The organism is Pseudomonas boreofloridensis, from assembly GCF_030580795.1.
In the GTDB taxonomy this organism is placed as follows: Bacteria; Pseudomonadota; Gammaproteobacteria; order Pseudomonadales; family Pseudomonadaceae; genus Aquipseudomonas; species Aquipseudomonas boreofloridensis.
In genome coordinates this window covers 315,322-329,852 of the sequence record NZ_JAUQOQ010000004.1, presented here as the reverse complement: position 1 = coordinate 329,852, position 14,531 = coordinate 315,322, and the positions used below count along the sequence as shown (strand labels likewise).

Annotated in this window: 13 protein-coding genes; 12 read left to right on the top strand and 1 reads right to left on the bottom strand. The window is 66.9% G+C overall.

All coding sequences use genetic code 11. From position 1 onward, the window contains the following. The 10 genes from gspD to Q6A47_RS07405 are packed head-to-tail and all read left to right on the top strand — an operon-like array spanning position 1 to position 8,549. On the top strand, positions 1–1,956 hold the full coding sequence (gspD, locus tag Q6A47_RS07450; protein ID WP_116888974.1) for a type II secretion system secretin GspD: 1,956 nt from the start codon (positions 1–3) through the stop codon (positions 1,954–1,956). Beyond that, positions 1,953–3,404: a GspE/PulE family protein gene (locus tag Q6A47_RS07445; protein ID WP_375063387.1), complete on the top strand. Its 1,452-nt coding sequence runs from the start codon at positions 1,953–1,955 to the stop codon at positions 3,402–3,404. The genes gspD and Q6A47_RS07445 overlap by 4 nt, the downstream gene beginning before the upstream one ends. 2 nt (positions 3,405–3,406) lie before the next feature. Beyond that, positions 3,407–4,609, top strand: a complete 1,203-nt coding sequence (gene gspF / locus Q6A47_RS07440) for a type II secretion system inner membrane protein GspF (RefSeq protein ID WP_304483766.1) — start codon at positions 3,407–3,409, stop codon at positions 4,607–4,609. 14 nt (positions 4,610–4,623) lie between these two features. Then, positions 4,624–5,058, top strand: a complete 435-nt coding sequence (gene gspG, locus Q6A47_RS07435) for a type II secretion system major pseudopilin GspG (RefSeq protein WP_304483764.1) — start codon at positions 4,624–4,626, stop codon at positions 5,056–5,058. 1 nt (position 5,059) lies between these two features. Further along, complete coding sequence (gspH, locus tag Q6A47_RS07430; protein WP_304483763.1) at positions 5,060–5,497, top strand: type II secretion system minor pseudopilin GspH; 438 nt, start codon at positions 5,060–5,062, stop codon at positions 5,495–5,497. Continuing rightward, positions 5,494–5,862: a type II secretion system protein gene (locus Q6A47_RS07425; protein ID WP_029613812.1), complete on the top strand. Its 369-nt coding sequence runs from the start codon at positions 5,494–5,496 to the stop codon at positions 5,860–5,862. The genes gspH and Q6A47_RS07425 overlap by 4 nt, the downstream gene beginning before the upstream one ends. After that, entirely contained in the window at positions 5,859–6,449 is a 591-nt protein-coding gene (locus Q6A47_RS07420; protein WP_304483761.1) for a prepilin-type N-terminal cleavage/methylation domain-containing protein, read from the top strand. Before Q6A47_RS07425 ends, Q6A47_RS07420 begins: the two co-directional genes overlap by 4 nt. Further along, on the top strand, positions 6,446–7,510 hold the full coding sequence (locus Q6A47_RS07415; RefSeq protein WP_304483760.1) for a type II secretion system protein GspL: 1,065 nt from the start codon (positions 6,446–6,448) through the stop codon (positions 7,508–7,510). The genes Q6A47_RS07420 and Q6A47_RS07415 overlap by 4 nt, the downstream gene beginning before the upstream one ends. Next, entirely contained in the window at positions 7,507–7,893 is a 387-nt protein-coding gene (gene gspM, locus Q6A47_RS07410) for a type II secretion system protein GspM (protein WP_304483758.1), read from the top strand. Before Q6A47_RS07415 ends, gspM begins: the two co-directional genes overlap by 4 nt. Next, the gene (locus tag Q6A47_RS07405) at positions 7,890–8,549 is read left to right on the top strand and encodes a type II secretion system protein N (protein ID WP_029613809.1); all 660 of its coding nucleotides are present in this window, start codon (positions 7,890–7,892) and stop codon (positions 8,547–8,549) included. Before gspM ends, Q6A47_RS07405 begins: the two co-directional genes overlap by 4 nt. 12 nt (positions 8,550–8,561) lie before the next feature. Here the strand turns inward: Q6A47_RS07405 and mltF are convergent, their stop codons facing one another. Continuing rightward, positions 8,562–10,019 (bottom strand): membrane-bound lytic murein transglycosylase MltF, encoded by a 1,458-nt coding sequence (gene mltF / locus Q6A47_RS07400; RefSeq protein WP_295485519.1) that lies wholly within the window; start codon positions 10,017–10,019, stop codon positions 8,562–8,564. A gap of 296 nt (positions 10,020–10,315) precedes the next feature. Here mltF and purL point away from each other — a divergent pair, with 296 nt between their 5' ends. Together purL and Q6A47_RS07390 are read left to right on the top strand one after the other, a co-directional pair. Beyond that, positions 10,316–14,215: a phosphoribosylformylglycinamidine synthase gene (purL, locus tag Q6A47_RS07395; protein WP_304483756.1), complete on the top strand. Its 3,900-nt coding sequence runs from the start codon at positions 10,316–10,318 to the stop codon at positions 14,213–14,215. Then, positions 14,216–14,527: a YqfO family protein gene (locus tag Q6A47_RS07390; protein ID WP_039579771.1), complete on the top strand. Its 312-nt coding sequence runs from the start codon at positions 14,216–14,218 to the stop codon at positions 14,525–14,527. It begins immediately after the preceding gene. The last annotated feature ends 4 nt before the right edge of the window (positions 14,528–14,531 follow it).

Genomic DNA, 14,531 nt, shown 5'->3' with positions numbered 1-14,531 from the left:
ATGATCGCAAGATACTGTGTGGCCAGCGTGCTGAGCCTGGGCCTGTGGTGTGCTTCGGTGTGGGCCGAGGCGCCGGAGGTGGACGATGACGGCGTGCCGCAGTACGAGGTGAACTTCGTCGACACTGACATGGGCGAGTTCATCGACAGCGTCTCGCGCATCACCGGCACCACCTTCATCGTCGATCCACGGGTCACCGGCAAGGTCACGGTGCGCACCGTGGACCGCCACGATGCCGAGGCCATCTACGATATCTTCCTGGCGCAACTGCGCGCCCAGGGCTTCGCTGCCGTCGACCTGCCCAACGGCAGCGTGAAGATCGTCCCCGACCAAGCGGCGCGACTGGAACCGGTGCCGGTGGAGCATGCCGGTAAACAGGGCAAGAACAGTGACGGTGTGGCCACACGGGTCTTCAATGTGCGCAACGCCGCCAGCGAGCAGATGCTCGGCATCCTCAAGCCGCTGATCGACCCGCGCGTGGGTGTGATCACGCCGTATCCGGCGGCCAACCTGCTGGTGGTGACCGACTGGCGCAGCAACCTGGAGCGTATCGATAAATTGCTGCGTCAGCTCGACCAAGTCAGCGACGAGCCGTTGCAGGTCATGCCCTTGCAGCACGCCAGCGCCACCGACACCGCGCCGCTGCTCACCCGTCTGCTGGCCCGCGAGCAGGGGGCCGACAGCGCCCAGGTGGTGGCCGATCCACGCAGCAATGCCCTGCTGGTGCGCGGCAGCGCCGACAGCCGTGAGCGCGTGCGCGCCTTGCTCGGCCAACTCGACCGGCCCGGCGACACCCTGCGCAGCAGCAATACCCAGGTGATCTACCTGCGCCATGCCAACGCGGGCGAGGTGGTGAAAGTGCTGCGCGGCCTCGGTCAGGACGGCGCAGTGCCCGAGGCGGCGGTGGGCGAGGGCAAGCAGGCGGCCGTGCGCACGACCAGCGATGCAGGGGTCCGCCTTGAATATGAAGAAGGCGCCAACGCCGTGGTCATGGTCGGCCCGGACAGCGAGCTGGCCGCTTACCGCAACATCGTCGAGCAGTTGGACATTCGCCGTGCCCAAGTGGTGGTCGAGGCGATCATCGCCGAGGTCTCCGACAGCAGTGCCCAGGAGCTGGGGGTGCAATGGCTGTTCGCCGACCAGAAGTTCGGCGCGGGTATCGTCAACTTCGGCAGCAATGGGGTGAACATCGCCAATATCGCTGGAGCGGCTGCCGCCGGAGACAATCAGGGACTGGGCAAGCTGCTGTCGGCCACCACTGGCGCGACGGCCGGTATCGGCCACTTCGGTGGCGGCTTCAACTTCGCCATGCTGATCAACGCGCTCAAGGGCAAGACCGGGTTCAACCTGCTGTCCACCCCGACCCTGCTGACCCTGGACAACGCCGAGGCGTCGATTCTGGTGGGCCAGGAAGTGCCGTTCGTCACCGGGTCCGTGACTCAGAACAACGCCAACCCCTACCAGACCATCGAGCGCAAGGAAGTGGGGGTGAAGCTGCGCATCAAGCCGCAGATCAACAGCGACAACAGCGTGCGCCTGGACATCGTCCAGGAGGTGTCGTCCATCGCCGATTCCAGCGCTGCCAGCGATGTGATCACCAACAAGCGCGAGATCAGGACCAAGGTCATGGTCGACGACAATGGCCTGGTGATCCTCGGCGGCCTGATCAGCGACGAATCCACTGCCAGCGACCAGCGCGTGCCAGTGCTCGGCGACATTCCAGGCGTGGGCCGGCTGTTTCGCTCCGACAGCCGGCGCAACGTCAAGCAGAACCTGATGGTGTTCATCCGCCCGCGCATCCTGCGCGACGGGCCGAGCCTCGCCGGCCTGAGCCAGGAGAAGTACCGCAGCCTGCAACGCGACACGCCGCTGCAGATGCCCGAACTGGCCGAGGGCGGTGGTCTGTTGCAGGCCTTTCCCGCCAGCCGCGCGCGCCTGGAAGGCGGCAACTGGTGAGGCTGGCCTACCGCGTAGCGCGGCACAGCGGCGTGGCCATGGCGAGCGACGAGCCAGGCTGGCAGCTCTGGCTGCGCGAGGACGCCGACAGCGACCAGGTACAGGAACTGCTGCGCGTGCACGGCCAGCCCAGCGCTGTACAGCACCTGGACCGCGCGGCGTTCGACGAGCGTCTCGGCCAGTTGTACCAGGCCGGCGACTCGGCCACTGCGGCGTTGATCGAAGGCATCGGCGAACAGGTCGACCTCGACGGCCTGATGAGCGAAATGCCGCGCATCGAGGACTTGCTGGAAAGCGACGACGAGGCGCCAGTGATTCGCCTGATCAACGGCCTGTTCGGCCAGGCCCTGCGTCTGCGTGCGTCGGACATTCACATTGAGACCTTCGAACAGACCCTGGTGGTGCGTCTGCGGGTCGACGGCCATCTGCGCGAAGTGTTGCGCCCACCGCGTGCGCTGTCGGCGATGCTGGTGTCGCGGATCAAGGTGATGGCGCGCCTGGACATCGCCGAGAAGCGCCAGCCCCAGGACGGGCGGATCAGCCTGCGGGCGGCCGGTCGCGAGGTGGATGTGCGGGTGTCGACGCTGCCGGGCATCCATGGCGAACGCGTGGTGATGCGCGTGCTCGACAAGCAGGCCAGCCTGCTGGCGCTGGACAACCTGGGCATGCCGGCGGCTGCCCTGCACGGGCTGCGCACCTGCCTGGCGCGGCCCAATGGCATCGTGCTGTCCACCGGGCCGACCGGGTCGGGCAAGACCACCACGCTGTACGCCAGCCTCAACAGCCTCAATGACGGCAGCCGCAACATCCTCACTGTCGAAGACCCGGTGGAGTACGCCATCGCCGGCATTGGCCAGACGGCCATCAACCCACGTGCCGGATTGACCTTCGCCAGCGGCCTGCGCGCGATCCTGCGCCAGGACCCGGACGTGATCATGCTGGGCGAGATTCGCGACCAGGAGACCGCACAGATCGCCGTGCAGGCCAGCCTCACCGGGCACCTGGTGCTTTCGACCCTGCACACCAACAGCGCCGTCGGCGCGGTGACGCGGCTGCGCGACATGGGCGTGGAACCCTTCCTGATCGCCTCCAGCCTGCGCGGCGTGCTGGCCCAGCGTCTGGTACGGCGGCTGTGTTCGTGTGCCGAGGCCCGACCGCTACAGCCGGCCGAGCAACGCCTGTGGCCGGAGTTGGCGGCATTGCACAGCACCCATCATCCGGTGGGCTGCACGTTGTGCCAGGGCAGTGGTTATGTCGGCCGCCTGGGGCTGTACGAATTCATCGAGCTGGATGCAGGACTGGTCGCGCTGCTGTACGAAGGCGCCAGCGAAGTCGCGATGCAGCACTACCTGGCCTCCCGGCGCCAGAGCCTGGTGGCCATGGCCAGCGACTGCCTGGCGCGCGGCGATACCAGCCTGGCCGAAGTGCTGCGTGTGGTGCAGGGCTGAGCATGCCGACCTATCGCTACCAGGCCGTGGACATGGCGGGCAAGACCCACAAGGCCAGCGTGCAGGCCGACAGCGAACGCCATGCCCGGCAGTTGCTGCGCGACCAGGGCCTATTCGCACGATCGTTGCAGCGTCATCAAGGCGCAGCGTTGCAACCGCGTCGTCAGCGCCTGACCCGTGCCCAACTGTGCGAGCTGACCCGGCAGTTGGCCACGCTGACCGGCGCGGGCATCGCGCTGGTCGACGCCCTGGCCACCCTCGAACGGCAACTGCGTGCCCCGGCGTTGCAGGCGGTGCTGGTGGCGGTGCGCGGTGCCCTCGCCGAAGGCCTCGGCCTGGCCCGTAGCCTGGCCCGGCAGGGCGCGCCGTTCAGCGGCTTGTACTGTGCCCTGGTCGAGGCCGGCGAGCGCTCCGGGCGCCTGGCCCAGGTGCTGACGCGCCTGGCCGATCATCTCGAGCAGGTCCAGCGCCAGCAGCACAAGGCCCGCACTGCGCTGATCTATCCCTGCGTGCTGATGGGCGTGTCGCTGGCCGTGGTGCTCGGCCTGATGACGTTCGTCGTCCCCAAGTTGACCGAGCAGTTCGCCCACTCCGGGCAAGCCTTGCCGTTGATCACCTCGCTGTTGATCGGCCTCAGCCAGGGGCTGGTCAGCGCCGGCCCCTGGCTGCTGGGCGGCGCGATGGTGTCGACCGTGCTGGGCGCTTGGCTGCTGCGCAAGCCGCACTGGCGCCTGCGTCGTGACCAGTGGTTGCTGCGTCTGCCGCGGGTCGGCGCGTTGTTGCAGGTGCTGGAAAGCGCGCGCCTGGCGCGCAGCCTGGCGATTCTCTGCGGCAGCGGCGTGGCGCTGCTCGAAGCCTTGCAGGTGGCCAGCGACACGGTGGCCAACCAGCGCATCCGCCTGGCCCTGGAGCAGGTGCGCCTGCAGGTGCAGGGCGGCACCAGCCTGCACCGGGCGCTCGATGCCTGCGGCCAGTTCCCGCCGCTGCTGGTGAACATGGTCGGCAGCGGTGAGGCCAGCGGCACCCTGGCCGACATGCTCGAGCGCGTGGCCGACGACCAGGAGCGCGGCTTCGCGCGCCAGGTGGACACCGCCATGGCGCTCTTCGAACCCCTGATGATCCTGGTGATGGGCGGCGTGGTGCTGTTCATCGTGCTGGCGGTGCTGTTGCCGATCATGCAGCTCAACCAGGGTCTGCAACTGTGAAAAGGAGCCCCCTCATGCCCTCATGCGCCAAGCGCCAGCGCGGTTTCACCCTGATGGAAATCATGGTGGTGATCTTCATCATCGGCCTGCTCATCGCCGTGGTCGCGCCCAGCGTGCTGGGCAACCAGGACAAGGCCATGCGCCAGAAAGTCATGGCCGACCTGGCCACGTTGGAACAGGCCCTGGACATGTACCGTCTGGATAACCTGCGCTTTCCCAGCACCGAGCAGGGGTTGGCTGCGCTGGTGAAGAAGCCGACCCAGGAGCCGCTGCCCCGCGCCTGGCGCAGCGATGGCTACATTCGCCGTCTGCCTGAAGACCCTTGGGGCACGCCTTATCAGTACCGCATGCCCGGTGAGCATGGCCGGGTCGATGTCTATTCGCTCGGCGCCGATGGCGCGGCCGGGGGCGAAGGGATGGACGCCGACCTGGGCAACTGGGCGCTCTGAGATGTCGGGCCAACGCGGCTTCAGCCTGCTCGAACTGCTGGTGGTGCTGGCCATCGCCGGGCTGATGAGCGGGCTGAGCGTGGCCTGGCTCGACAACGGTCATTCGGCCGCCGAGCAGGCCTTGCAGCGTCTGGCGGCGGCGGTGCGCGAGCAGTCTGGCCTGGCCCGCCACGGTGGGCAGTTGCGCGGCTTGCGCTGGAGCGGCAAACGCCCGGAGTTCGTTCGCCATGATGGCAATGGCTGGAGAGTGGAACCGGTGGCGTTGGGCGAATGGCCCGCGCAGTTACGCCCGGACTGGCTGGCGGCCGAGGCGCCGCAACTGGTGTTCACCCCCGACGGCTGGGCTCGGCCCGGCACGTTGCAGTGGCGCTGGCCCGAAGGCGCGCAGCGCTGGAGGTGGGCCCGGGACGGGCGTTTGCAGGTGGTGGAGCTTCCATGAAAGCGCGGCAGCGGGGATTCACGTTGCTGGAGGTGTGCGTCGCGCTGGGCATTGCGGCGGTACTGGCGGTGATGACCAGCCAGGTGCTGCGTCAGCGCCTGGCGGTGCAGGCAGGCGTGCAGCAGCATCGGCTCGGCGCACTGTGCGCCCGCGAGCTGCTGGCGCGGTTCAGCGTGGAACAGTATTGGCCGTCGAGCGATGTCGGCAGTGGCCAACTGCAGCAGGGCGGGCAGGTGTGCCATTGGCACCTGCAACTGCGCAGCACGGGTGTGCGCGACCTGCGTCGTGGCGAATTACGGTTGTTCGCCGACCGCGATCAGCGTCTGCCGCTGGGGCAATACACGTTGTTCCTGGAGCGTCCATGAAGCGGCGCCAGGCGGGGTTGACCCTAATCGAGCTGATGGTAGCGCTGGCCTTGACGGTGGTCCTCGGCTTGCTGCTGGCCGCCCTTGTGCAGGGCTGGCTCAGCGTGCGCGAGCGCCTGGCCGGACAGTCCGATGACAGCGATGTGCTGGAGTTCTGCCTGGCGCTGGAGCGCCGTTTCGACAGCCCGGTACTGCGTCAGTTGTACGAGCAGCGCTTGCCGCTGGCCACGCGCTGGCTCGACTGGCAGGCCCAGAACCAGCAGTTGCTGTGGGTCGCTGCGGCCGCCTGGCCACAGGCCGAGGGCGGCTCGCGGTTGCAGCGCCAGCGCCTGCGTTTCGACGCCAAGGCGCAACGTCTGCTGGTGGAAACCTCCGCCGACCTGTACGCCGCCGAGCGCCCTTTGTGGGTGTTGCGCGAGCACCTGGAGCGGGTCAGCGAAATGAACATCCTGTACTTCCAGGCCGGCAGTTGGCTGACCTGGCCGGCTGATCAGCCGACGCACTCCGGACGAGGCGTGCGCCTGCATCTGCAACGTGACGGAGCACCGTATGTCTGCACATTCGTTCTGCCCTGGGGGCGCTCATGAAGGTTAAACGCCGCTGGCGGGCAGCGGCGCGTCCCTGGTTGTTGCTGTGTCCCGGCGAGCACGGCTGGCGCTGGCGGTTGCAGGAACCTGGTGAAGGACGCGTCGAGGGGCAGGGGCGTGCGCCGCAGATCCCCGGTGCCCGGGTAGCCCTGGTGGTGCCGGGTGAGGCGTGCAGTCATTTCCAGTTGGCGGCGCCGCCTGGGCTCAAGCGTGAAGAATGGCCGCTGCTGCTGGAGGATCGCCTGGTGCAGGACTTGGACGCCGTTGACTGTGCGTGCATCGGCCGGACGGCGGGGCAACTGCGTCTGGTGGTGACCGCCCGCCATCGGCTCGATGAATGGCTGGCGCAATGCGCGGCCCGGGGCCTGCAGGTCGAGCGCTGCTGGGCCGAATTTCAACTGCCCGCGGCGCCACGGCCAGGGCAGGGCTGGCATTGGCAGCAGGGCACGCAGGACCTGTGCGCGCGGATCTCCCAGGAGGGTCGCGAGCAGTGGCTGGCCTGGCCGCAGGCGCTGGGCGACGTGCCTTGGGACGATGACGGGGTTTTGCGCTTCACAGGCGACTGGCCACCGCACTGGGCGGATCTGGAGCGTTTGCCGAGCCTGCGGCCACTGCGTCGAGCGCGCCGGTCGCTGCAATCGACGCCGTTGCAGCGCCGTACGCTGATCGCCTGTGCGGCGCTTGCCGTGGTCTGGGCGGGACTGTGGCTGGGTCAGCAGTGGCGTCAGGCCGAGGTCTTTCGTCAACAGGTGCTGGCAGTGACCGGCGCGCAAGCCTCGCCGCGCCAGGCCGCGCAGCGGCTCAGAACCCTGCAGCAGGATGATGATGACGCGGCCTTGCGCCTGCGCCGTCTGCAGGTGCTGCAAGAGCAGGTCAACGGTTGGCTGCTTGCTCATCCGCACTGGCGCTTGCGCGCCGTGCGCTTCGATGGCCAGTGCTGGTCCGTGCAACTGGAGGGCGAGGGCGCGGCGCCGCCGTGGCAGGACATGGCCGCTGCGGTCGGTGCCACCGTTCAGGTGCAAAGCCCCGCGGTGGTATTCGATTTGGGGAGCCGCGCATGAGTCTCACCTTCACCCGTGGTCAACGCCTGCTGTTTGCCTGGCTGCTGATCGGCCTGCTGATCGGTGTGCTGCTGGTGCGCGAGGGTCTGGCCCGCTGGGCCGAGCTGCACCAATGGCGCGCATTGGCCGAGTCTGCCGTGCGCCTGCAACACGGTCCGCCCATGGGCCTGGACGCGTTGCGCCAATCGGCCGAGAGCCGCGCCATCAGCCTTTGCGAGATCGAACCGCAGGACGGCGACTGGCGAGTGCGCGGTAACGTCGACGACGCGCAGCCGTTGCTGGCCTGGCTGCAGGCCTTGCAGGCCGAAGGTGTGCAGCCGTTGCAGTGGGGGCTGGAGCAGGACGGCAAACGCCTGCGCTTCGACCTGCGGTTACGGCCATGAAGGCGCGCGTGCTGCTGTGGCCGCTGTTCGTTTTTGTGCTGACGCTGGTGGCCGAGTGGCCTGCTCGCTGGCTGGCGGCGATGGCTGGGCTACCGGCCCAGGGCGTGAGCGGCAGCCTGTGGCAGGGAGAGGCTGCGCAAGTGGGCGATGCCGGTCCGCTGAAATGGCAGGTTCAGCCGTGGCGACTGCGGGCGCAGATGCGCCTGGGGTATCAAGGTCAGGATTGGCAGGTGCAGATCGCCGGCTGGCCCTGGCGTTGGCACGCGCAGTTGGCGGCGCTGGAACCTACGGCGAGCGTTGCGGCGGACTATCGATTGGCCGGTCATTGGCAAGGACGGCTGGACATCGACGGTGCCTGGCGCCGCTGCCAACACGCGGCAGGACGGCTGCAGACGCAGTCGCTGGCCTTGGTCGCGCCTTGGTCGATGGCGTTGGGCGAGGGTTGGTTGCAGTTGCAGTGCGACGACGACTGGCGGGTGCAGGGGGCGCTGGCGCTGGCGGGGCAGCACCGGGTCGATCTGGAGGCTTTCCTGGGGGCTCGGCGGGGTCGGCTGACCTTCGCGGTGCAGCCCCAGGCGGCGCTGACACCCTTGCTGCGTGGCGCCCAATGGCTGGGGCCTGAGGCCAGCAGTGGCGAGCGGCAGTGGCGCTGGTAGCGCGGGCGCGGGTTACATCGGCGGCGACTGTTCGGCCGGCTTGTCCTTGTTCACGCCCGGTACATGCAGGTTGCCCTCGGCGACCTGGCCTTCGAGCTGCGGTTGGGTCACCCAGGTGAGGATGTCGTAATAGCGACGGATGTTGGCCACGAAGTGCACCGGTTCACCGCCGCGGGCATAACCGTACTTGGTCTTGCTGTACCACTGCTTCTGCGACAGGCGCGGCAGCATCTTCTTGACGTCCAGCCACTTGTTCGGGTTCAGCCCTTCGCGCTTGGCCAGGGTGCGGGCGTCTTCCAGGTGACCGGTGCCGACGTTGTAGGCGGCCAGTGCGAACCAGGTCCGATCCGGCTCGGCGATGCTGTCGTCGAGTTGCTCCTTGATCAGCATGAAGTACTTGGCGCCGCCCATGATGCTCTGCCGTGGGTCGAGCCGGTTGGACACGCCCATCGCCTGGGCGGTGCGCTGGGTCAGCATCATCAGGCCGCGCACGCCAGTCTTGGAGGTGACCTCCGGCTGCCACATCGACTCCTGATAGCCGATCGCTGCCAGCAGGCGCCAGTCGACCTGCTCGGTCTTGGCGTAGCTCTTGAAGTGCTTTTCGTACTTGGGCAGGCGTTGCTGCAGGTGCTGGGCGAAGGTGTAGGCGCCTACATAGCCGAGCACGTCGACATGGCCGTAGTAACGGTCCTTCAGGCGTTGCAGGGTGCCGTTCTTTTGTGCCTTGTCGATGAAGTCGTTGATCTGGTTGAGCAGGCTATTGTCTTCGCCGGCCGCCACCGCCCAGCGCTGGTCGCGAGCGTCGCCCAGGTCGAAGGCCACGCGCACGTTGGAGAAGTACACCTGGTTCATCGCCAGCTCGTTGGAATCGACCAGGGTGAGGTCGATCTGACCCTCGTCGACCATGCGCAGCAGGTCCACCACCTCGACCGCGTCAGATTCTTCGTATTCCAGCGTCGGATACTGTTTTTTCAGCTCGGCCAGTTGTTCGGCATGGCTGCTGCCCTTGAGCACCATGATCTTCTTGCCTACCAGATCCTTGGGTTCGGTGGGACGCGAGCGGCCGTTTCGGTAGATGACCTGAGGCGTGACTTGCAGGTAAGGATGGGAGAACTTGGCCTGGGTCTGGCGCTGCGCACTGCTGACCAGCCCGGCGGCGGCCAGCACCGGGCCGGCCGGCTTGCCGAGCTGGGCGAAGAGGTCATCGAGGTTGTCGGCGGTCTCGATCTCCAGCTTCACGCCGAGATCGTCGGCGAAACGCTTGACCAATTCGTACTCGAAGCCGGTTTCGCCGTTGCGGTCCTGGAAGTAGGTGGCCGGGCTGTTGCGGGTGACCACGCGCAGCACACCGTCCTCCTTCACACGCTCGAGAGTGCTGGGTTTTTCAACACAGGCACCGAGCATCAGGAAGAGTCCGGTTGCGAAAAGCCATCTGGCGCAACGCTGGCGCAAAGCAGTGTGGGCGAACATGGGGTGCAGTATACGCAAAGCACTGCTGGCGCCATATCTCGACAACAACCAGGGAGTCTGATAGCAGCTTGTGAGCTGCAAGCTGTAAGCGGCAAGCTGCAAGAAAAGCGGGCGCGGCGCAATTCGCTCTTTCTTGCCGCTTGTAGCTTGTAGCTTGTAGCTTGCCGCTGCTTTTCTGACCCGAAAGTCCGGTTCAACCGCCCGGCCGGCATGGCGTACAGCGGGTGCCGAAAGCCATTCATTTAGGCTAGAATGCACGGCCTCCAAGTACACCCCTTCCTGAGGCTGTCCCGACGATGTTGATCCTGCGCGGCGCTCCTGCCCTTTCTGCCTTTCGCCACGGTAAATTACTCGAGCAACTGAGCCAGAAAGTCCCCGCTGTTTCTGGTTTGTATGCCGAATTCGCCCACTTCGCCGACGTTGACGGCGAGTTGACCGTCGACCAGCAGCAGGTGCTGGGGCGTCTTCTCAAGTACGGTCCGAGCGTACCGGTACAGGAGCCCAACGGCCGCCTGTTCCTGGTCGTGCCGCGCCTGGGCACCATTTCGCCCTGGGCCTCCAAAGCCAGCGACATCGCCCACAACTGCGGCCTGCAGTCGATCCAGCGCCTGGAGCGCGGCATCGCCTACTACGTCGCCGGGAACCTCAGCGAGGCCGATGCCGCGTGTGTCGCGGCTGAACTGCACGACCGCATGACCCAGCGCGTGCTCGGTCAACTGGAGCAGGCCGCCGACCTGTTCAGCCATGCCCAGCCCAAGCCCATGACCTCGGTGGACATCCTCGCTGGCGGTCGCGACGCCCTGGCCAGGGCCAACGTCGCGCTGGGCCTGGCCCTGGCCGAAGACGAGATCGACTACCTGGTCAACGCCTTCCAAGGCCTCAAGCGCAACCCGAACGACATCGAACTGATGATGTTCGCCCAGGCCAACTCCGAACACTGCCGTCACAAGATCTTCAACGCCAGTTGGGACATCGACGGCCAGGCTCAGGAAAAGAGCCTGTTCGGCATGATCAAGAACACCTACCAGATGCACAGCGAAGGCGTGCTGTCGGCCTACAAGGACAACGCCTCGGTCATCGTCGGCAGCGTCGCCGGCCGCTTCTTCCCGAACCCTGAAACCCGCCAGTACGGCGCGGTGAAGGAGCCGGTGCACATCCTGATGAAGGTCGAGACGCACAACCACCCGACCGCCATCGCCCCGTTCTCCGGTGCCTCCACCGGTTCCGGCGGCGAGATTCGCGACGAAGGCGCCACCGGCCGTGGCGCCAAGCCCAAGGCCGGTCTCACCGGCTTCACCGTGTCCAACCTGCGTATCCCCGGCTTCGAGCAGCCGTGGGAGCAGGCCTACGGCAAGCCGGAGCGCATCGTCGATGCCCTCGACATCATGGTCGAAGGTCCGCTGGGCGGCGCGGCGTTCAACAACGAATTCGGTCGTCCGGCGCTGACCGGCTACTTCCGGACCTTCGAGCAGGCCGTCAATACTCCCCACGGTGAAGAGGTGCGCGGTTACCACAAGCCGATCATGCTCGCCGGCGGCATGGGCAACATCCGCGAAGATCACGTGCAAAAAGGCGAGATCACCGTCGGCGCCAAGCTGATCGTGCTCGGCGGCCCAGCCATGCTCATCGGCCTGGGCGGCGGCGCTGCCTCGTCGGTGGCCACCGGCGCCAGCTCGGCCGATCTGGACTTCGCCTCCGTGCAGCGGGAAAACCCGGAAATGGAGCGCCGCTGCCAGGAGGTCATCGACCGCTGCTGGCAGCTGGGCGACGCCAACCCCATCGCCTTCATCCATGACGTGGGTGCCGGCGGCATCTCCAACGCCTTCCCCGAACTGGTTAACGACGGCGGCCGTGGCGGTCGTTTCGAGCTGCGCAATGTGCCCAACGACGAGCCGGGCATGGCCCCGCACGAAATCTGGAGCAACGAATCCCAGGAGCGCTACGTGCTGGCAGTCAGCGCCGAAGACTTCGAGCGCTTCCAGGCCATCTGCGAGCGCGAGCGCTGCCCGTTCGCCGTGGTCGGCGAAGCCACCGCCGAGCCGCACCTGACCGTCACCGACAGCCATTTCGACAACACCCCGGTGGACATGCCGCTCGACGTGCTGCTGGGCAAGCCGCCGCGCATGCACCGTTCGGTCACCCGCGAAGCCGAACTGGGCGATGATTTCGACCCTAGCGCGCTGGACCTGGACAACGCCGTCGAGCGCGTCCTGCACCACCCGGCGGTGGCCAGCAAGAGCTTCCTGATCACCATCGGCGACCGCACCATCACCGGGCTCGTGGCCCGCGACCAGATGGTCGGGCCATGGCAGGTGCCGGTGGCCGACTGCGCGGTCACCGCCACCAGCTTCGACGTCTACACCGGCGAAGCCATGGCCATGGGCGAGCGCACCCCGCTGGCCCTGCTCGATGCCCCGGCGTCCGGGCGCATGGCCATCGGCGAGACGGTCACCAACCTGGCCGCTTCGCGTATCGACAAGCTGTCCGACATCAAGCTGTCGGCCAACTGGATGTCCGCGGCCGGCCATCCCGGCGAAGACGCCCGCCTGTACGACACCGTCAAGGCCGTCGGCATGGAGCTGTGCCCGGAACTGGGCATCACCATCCCGGTCGGTAAAGACTCGATGTCGATGAAGACCCAGTGGACCGATGAAGGCGTCGACAAGAGCGTGACGTCGCCCCTGTCGCTGATCATCACCGGCTTCGCCCCGGTGACCGACATCCGCAAGACCCAGACCCCGCAGTTGCGCATGGACAAGGGCGAGACCGACCTGATCCTGATCGACCTGGGCCGTGGCAAGAACCGCATGGGCGCCTCGATCCTGGCGCAGACCTTCGGCAAGCTCGGAGCCCAGGCACCGGACCTGGACGACGCCGAAGACCTCAAGGCGTTCTTCGCGGTGATCCAGGGCCTGAATGAGGACGGCCACCTGCTGGCCTACCACGACCGTTCCGACGGCGGACTGCTGGTCACCGTGCTGGAAATGGCCTTCGCCGGCCACTGCGGCCTCGACCTGCACCTCGATCCGCTGACCGACAGCCGTAGCGACGTCGCCGCCATCCTGTTCAACGAAGAACTCGGTGCCGTCATCCAGGTACGCCAGGACGCTACCCCGGATGTGCTGGCCCAGTTCAGCGCTGCCGGCATCGGCGAACAGTGCGTGGCGGTGATCGGCAAGCCGGTCAACAATGGCCAGGTGTCCATCAGCCTCAATGGCGAAGTGCTGTTCGACGACGACCGTCGCCTGCTGCAGCGCCAGTGGGCCGAAACCAGCTACCAGGTCCAGCGCCTGCGCGACAACGCCGAGTGCGCCGACCAGGAATTCGACGCGCTGCTCGAGGAAGACAACCCCGGGCTGTCGGTCAAGGTGGGCTATGACGTCAACGAGGATGTCGCCGCCCCGTACATCAAGAAGGGCGTGCGTCCGCAAGTGGCGATCCTGCGCGAGCAGGGCGTCAACGGTCAGGTCGAGATGGCTGCGGCCTTCGACCGCGCCGGGTTTGCGGCCATCGACGTGCACATGAGCGACATCCTCGCCGGTCGCGTCGACTTCGAGGCGTTCAAGGGCTTGGTCGCCTGTGGCGGCTTCTCCTATGGCGACGTACTCGGTGCCGGTGAAGGCTGGGCCAAGTCGGCGCTGTTCAACAGCCGCGCCCGCGACGCCTTCCAGGCGTTCTTCGAGCGCACCGACAGCTTCGCCCTGGGCGTGTGCAACGGCTGCCAGATGATGTCCAACCTGCATGAGCTGATTCCCGGCACCGAGTACTGGCCGCACTTCGTGCGTAACCGCTCGGAGCAGTTCGAAGCGCGGGTGGCCATGGTCGAGGTGCAGAAGTCCAACTCGATCTTCCTGCAGGGCATGGCCGGTTCGCGCATGCCGATCGCCATCGCCCACGGTGAGGGCCATGCCGAGTTCGCCAGCGAAGAGGCGCTGTTGGAAGCCGACGTGTCTGGTTGCGTGGCCCTGCGCTACGTCGACAACCACGGCAAGGTGACCGAGCAGTACCCGGCGAACCCGAACGGATCGCCCCGGGGTATCACCGGCCTGACCAGCCGCGACGGCCGCGTGACCATCATGATGCCGCACCCTGAGCGGATGTTCCGTGCCGTGCAGAACTCCTGGCGCCCGGACGAGTGGCAGGAAGATGCCGCGCTGATGCGCATGTTCCGCAATGCGCGGGTGTGGGTGAACTGAGTGTTCAAGCTGGCCTTCTTCGTGCCTGCCAGCCATGTCGAGGTGGTCAAGGCCGCTGTGTTCGCCGCCGGTGGCGGGCGTATCGGCGACTATGACCACTGCGCCTGGCAAACCCTCGGCCAAGGCCAGTTTCGCCCGCTGGACGGCAGCCAGCCGTTCATCGGGCGAGCCGGTCAGGTCGAGGCGGTGGAGGAATGGAAGGTCGAGCTGGTGGTGGCCGATGAGCATGTCGCTCAGGTGGTCGCCGCACTGAAGCACAGCCATCCTTACCAGACGCCGGCGTACGAGGTCTGGCCGCTGGCCGACTATTAGCGTC

Excerpts from the sequence above, each read along its gene's own strand:
- gspF (WP_304483766.1), top strand. The coding sequence starts at position 3,407 with ATGCCGACCTATCGCTACCAGGCCGTGGACATGGCGGGCAAGACCCAC.
- Q6A47_RS07420 (WP_304483761.1), top strand. The coding sequence starts at position 5,859 with ATGAAGCGGCGCCAGGCGGGGTTGACCCTAATCGAGCTGATGGTAGCG.
- gspH (WP_304483763.1), top strand. The coding sequence starts at position 5,060 with ATGTCGGGCCAACGCGGCTTCAGCCTGCTCGAACTGCTGGTGGTGCTG.
- purL (WP_304483756.1), top strand. The coding sequence starts at position 10,316 with ATGTTGATCCTGCGCGGCGCTCCTGCCCTTTCTGCCTTTCGCCACGGT.
- mltF (WP_295485519.1), bottom strand. The coding sequence starts at position 10,019 with ATGTTCGCCCACACTGCTTTGCGCCAGCGTTGCGCCAGATGGCTTTTC.
- gspM (WP_304483758.1), top strand. The coding sequence starts at position 7,507 with ATGAGTCTCACCTTCACCCGTGGTCAACGCCTGCTGTTTGCCTGGCTG.
- Q6A47_RS07405 (WP_029613809.1), top strand. The coding sequence starts at position 7,890 with ATGAAGGCGCGCGTGCTGCTGTGGCCGCTGTTCGTTTTTGTGCTGACG.
- gspD (WP_116888974.1), top strand. The coding sequence starts at position 1 with ATGATCGCAAGATACTGTGTGGCCAGCGTGCTGAGCCTGGGCCTGTGG.
- Q6A47_RS07425 (WP_029613812.1), top strand. The coding sequence starts at position 5,494 with ATGAAAGCGCGGCAGCGGGGATTCACGTTGCTGGAGGTGTGCGTCGCG.
- Q6A47_RS07415 (WP_304483760.1), top strand. The coding sequence starts at position 6,446 with ATGAAGGTTAAACGCCGCTGGCGGGCAGCGGCGCGTCCCTGGTTGTTG.
- gspG (WP_304483764.1), top strand. The coding sequence starts at position 4,624 with ATGCCCTCATGCGCCAAGCGCCAGCGCGGTTTCACCCTGATGGAAATC.